This is a genomic window from Mesorhizobium sp. M7A.F.Ca.CA.003.01.2.1 (assembly GCF_003998945.1).
Classification (GTDB): Bacteria; Pseudomonadota; Alphaproteobacteria; order Rhizobiales; family Rhizobiaceae; genus Mesorhizobium; species Mesorhizobium ciceri.
The window spans coordinates 1-3,956 of the sequence record NZ_RZRA01000523.1; the positions used below are offsets into that span (position 1 = coordinate 1).

The 3,956-nt window shown below is 63.0% G+C and carries 3 protein-coding genes and 2 pseudogenes; all 5 read right to left on the bottom strand.

Features of this window, described 5'->3' with window-relative positions:
• On the bottom strand, positions 1-954 hold a 954-nt coding region (locus EN969_RS20245), incomplete at its 3' end, for a mannitol dehydrogenase family protein (protein ID WP_164758370.1).
• Between the two features lie 146 nt (positions 955-1,100).
• Positions 1,101-1,871 carry an L-iditol 2-dehydrogenase gene (locus EN969_RS20250; protein WP_063169750.1) on the bottom strand — a complete coding sequence of 257 codons (771 nt, stop codon included), beginning with the start codon at positions 1,869-1,871 and terminating at the stop codon, positions 1,101-1,103.
• 2 nt (positions 1,872-1,873) lie between these two features.
• A pseudogene (locus tag EN969_RS20255) lies at positions 1,874-2,873 on the bottom strand (ABC transporter ATP-binding protein).
• A 49-nt stretch (positions 2,874-2,922) separates the two neighbouring features.
• A complete protein-coding gene (locus EN969_RS20260) occupies positions 2,923-3,747 on the bottom strand; it encodes a carbohydrate ABC transporter permease (protein WP_063169752.1) in 825 nt (274 codons plus the stop codon).
• An 11-nt stretch (positions 3,748-3,758) separates the two neighbouring features.
• Positions 3,759-3,956, bottom strand: a pseudogene (locus EN969_RS20265) (sugar ABC transporter permease); the annotation flags it as partial.

The window sequence follows — 3,956 nt, forward strand, 5'->3', positions numbered from 1 at the left end:
CACGAAATGGATGTCCATCAGGCCGGCCGGATAGGCGATCGCTGCATGGCCGCCATTGAGGATGCGGATTTTCATCAGTTCATAAGGCGCAACGTCTTTGACGAACTGCACGCCGACCTTTTCCAGCGGCGGCCGGCCATCGGTGAAATGGTCCTCCAGCACCCACTGCCGGAACGGCTCGCAGAACACCGGCCAGTTGTCCTCGAGGCCGAAATCCTTGGCCAGGATGCCGCGCTCGCGGTCGGTGGTGGCCGGCGTGATGCGATCGACCATGCCGTTCGGAAAGGCGACATGCTCGCTGACCCAGTTCGCCAGATCCTCGTCGATCAAACGGGCCAGGCCGATGACGCCATCCGAGGTGACATGGCCATTGTGGGGAATGTTGTCGCACGACATCACGGTGAACGGCACGGTGCCTTCATCGCGGCGGCGCATCAGCCCGGCAAGGATGATGCCGAACACCGTCTTCGGCGTGGCGCCGGCCTGCGCGTCGGCGACGATGTCGGGATGGGTCGGGTTGAACACGACGGAGGCCGGGTCGATGAAATAGCCACCTTCGGTGATGGTCAGCGAAACGATCTTGATCGCCGGGTCGGCAAGCCGTTCGATCACACCGGCCGCATCGCCGGGCATCAGGAAGTCGATCATCGCGCCGGTGACGCGTGCGCTCATATGGCCGCTATCCTGCTCGACCACCGTGGTGAGCCAGTCCTGCTCTTCCAGTTTGCCGCGACCGATCTTTTCGCCGTCGAACACGCCGGCACCGATCAGCGCCCAGTCATGGCCGATGCCCGCATTGAACAGATCGTCGAGATAGACGGCCTGATGCGAGCGGTGGAAATTGCCGACGCCGAAATGCACGATGCCGGCCTTCAGCGTCGCGCGGTCATACTTCGGACCTGCGACGTTGGCGGGCAGCTTGGAGAGGTTAGAGGACGAGAGTTTCACGGTCATCTGTTTTACCCTTTGGCCGGGTTTCGGCCTTCGTTACGCTCCTCTCCCCGTCGGGGAGCGGATAAGGGGTGGCACTTGCTACGCGCCCGCTGAAGTCGGCCTCTGCTCCCCGCGGAGGGACGAGGAGCAGAGGCCGTCCCCCGCCCTCAACTCATCCACTGGCCGCCATCGACATTGTAGGTCTGGGCGACGATGTATTCGGCGTCGCTGCTGGCGAGAAACACAGCCATGCCGGTGAGGTCCTGTGCCGTGCCCATGCGGCCATACGGCACCGCCTCGCCGACCAGTTTCTTCTTCTCGCCCCTCGGCCGGTTCTCATATTTGGCGAACAGCGAATCGACGTGATCCCAGTGCTCGCCGTCGACGACGCCAGGGGCAATCGCGTTGACGTTGATGCGGTGCTTGATCAGGTCGAGCCCCGCCGACTGGGTCAGCGAGATGACGGCGGCCTTGGTGGCGCAATAGACGCCGACCAGCGCCTCGCCGCGCCGTCCGGCCTGGCTCGCCATGTTGATGATCCTGCCGCCCTTGCCTCGCGCGATCATCGAGCGGGCGGCTGCCTGCAGCATGAACAGCGTGCCGGCGACATTGACGGAAAACAACTTGTCGTAGCTTGCCCTGGTGATTTCGACGATCGGCGCCAGGTCGAACAGGGCGGCGTTGTTGATCAGGATATCGAGGCCACCGGTCTTCGTCTCGACGGCTTTCACCGCCGCCTCGATCGAGGCGAGGTCGGTGACGTCGAGCTTGACCGCATAGGCCTTGCCGCCAATCTCGGCGGCGGTCTTCTGCGCCGCCTCGAGATTGATGTCGCCGATGGCGACGGTTGCGCCTTCGCCGGCATAGGCTTCGGCGAAGGCTCTGCCGATGCCGCGGGCCGAACCCGTGATCAGCGCGGATTTGCCGGCCAGTCGCATGTTCAGATTGCCTTTCCGTCGGCGCCAAAGCGATGCAGCTTGGCCTTGTCTGGTGTCAGGTAAATGGTGTCGCCGTGATGGACGCCGAGTTCGCCGTCGGCGCGCACGGTCAGCGGACCGACGCCGTCGGCCTGGACGTGCAGGAAGGTGTCGGAGCCGAGATGCTCGGCGACGCCGACGACTGCCTTCCATTCGCCCGCCCTGGTCGAGATCTCCAGGTGTTCGGGACGGATGCCGATGGTCTTGGCGCCGTTTTTGGCAGCCGGCGCGCCCTCGATCAGGTTCATCTTCGGCGAGCCGATAAAGCTGGCGACGAACAGGTTCTTCGGCGTCTTGTAGAGCTCCATCGGCGAGCCGACCTGCTCGATGTTGCCGGCGTTCAGCACGACGATCTTGTCGGCCATGGTCATCGCTTCAACCTGATCGTGGGTAACGTAGATCATGGTGGTTTTGAGCTGATGGTGCAGCTCGCTGATCTCCAGCCGCATGGTGCCGCGCAGTGCCGCATCGAGATTGGACAGCGGTTCGTCGAACAGGAAGGCGGTCGGCTGACGCACGATGGCGCGGCCGATCGCGACGCGCTGGCGCTGGCCGCCTGGAAAGCTGGCCGGGCCGGCGTTCGAGATAGTTGGTCAGGTTGAGCACGCGCGCCGCGTCTCCCACCTTCTTGTCGATGGTCGCCTTGTCCTCACCGGCCATCTTCAGCGGGAAGCCGATGTTCTTGGCCACCGTCATGTGCGGATAGAGCGCGTAAGACTGGAACACCATGGCGAGCTTGCGCTTGGCCGGTGCCTCGCCGGTGACGTCGCGGCCGTCGATGTTGATGGAGCCGCCGCTGGTGTCCTCGAGCCCGGCGATCAGGCGCAGCAGCGTTGACTTGCCGCAACCCGACGGGCCGACAAAGACGACGAACTCGCCATTCTCGATCACCAGGTCGAGACCGGGGATGATGGACGTCGCTCCGAAGGATTTCGAGACGTTCTTGAGCGTGATGTTTCCCATGGTTTCCTCCCCGAGGGGTTATTTCTGCCGATTGCTTCGGGCAATTCCGTTATTTCACCGCACCAAATGTCAGGCCGCGCACCAGCTGCTTCTGGCTGAACCAGCCCATGATCAGGATCGGCGCGATGGCCAGCGTCGAGGCGGCCGAAAGCTTCGCCCAGAACAGGCCTTGCGGGCTTGAGAACGAGCTGATGAAGGCGGTCAGGGGTGCGGCTTCCGTCGTCGTCAGCCGGATCGTCCAGAACGCCTCGTTCCAGGCCAGGATGATGTTGAGCAGCATTGTCGAGGCGATGCCCGGCACCGCCATCGGCGTCAGCACATAGACGATCTCGTTCCACAGCGATGCGCCGTCCATGCGCGCCGCTTCCAGGATCTCGCCAGGGATTTCGCGGAAATAGGTGTAGAGCATCCACACCACGATCGGCAGGTTGATCAGCATCAGCATGATCATGAGGCCGATGCGGCTGCCGAGCAGGCCTGTGTCGCGGAAGATCAGGTAGATCGGGAACAGCACCGCGACCGCCGGCATCATCTTGGTGGACAGCATCCACATCAAGATGTCCTTGGTCCGCTTGGTCGGCGAGAAGGCCATCGACCATGCCGCCGGTATGGCGACCAGCAGGGCCAGGATGGTCGAGCCGACCGAGAGCAGCACCGAGTTGAAGAAGAACTTGAAGTAGCCGCTCTGTGCCTGGACCTCGGTATAGCTCTCGAACGTTCCCGACGGGATGATGCTGAAGCCCTGGATGGCTTCCTGCTCCGACTTGAACGAGGTGATGATCGTGTAGAGGATCGGGAAGAAGATCAGCAGGGCGACGATCCAGGCGGCAACCGTCGCGATCGTCTTGTGCCGGGTGGTGACTGAGCGTGCCATCGTAGCCTCCCTTACTTGTCCAGGTTCTTGCCGACGGCGCGCATGGCGAAGAAGGCAACGATATTGGCGAGAATGACGGCGATCACACCGCCGGCGGATGCCTGGCCGATTTTGAACTCCAGCAACGCCTTCTGGTAGACGAGGAAGGGCAGGTTGGTGGAGGCGTATCCCGGGCCGCCATTGGTGGTGACGAGGATCTCGGCATAGAC

Excerpts from the sequence above, each read along its gene's own strand:
- EN969_RS20250 (WP_063169750.1), bottom strand. The coding sequence starts at position 1,871 with ATGCGACTGGCCGGCAAATCCGCGCTGATCACGGGTTCGGCCCGCGGC.
- EN969_RS20260 (WP_063169752.1), bottom strand. The coding sequence starts at position 3,747 with ATGGCACGCTCAGTCACCACCCGGCACAAGACGATCGCGACGGTTGCC.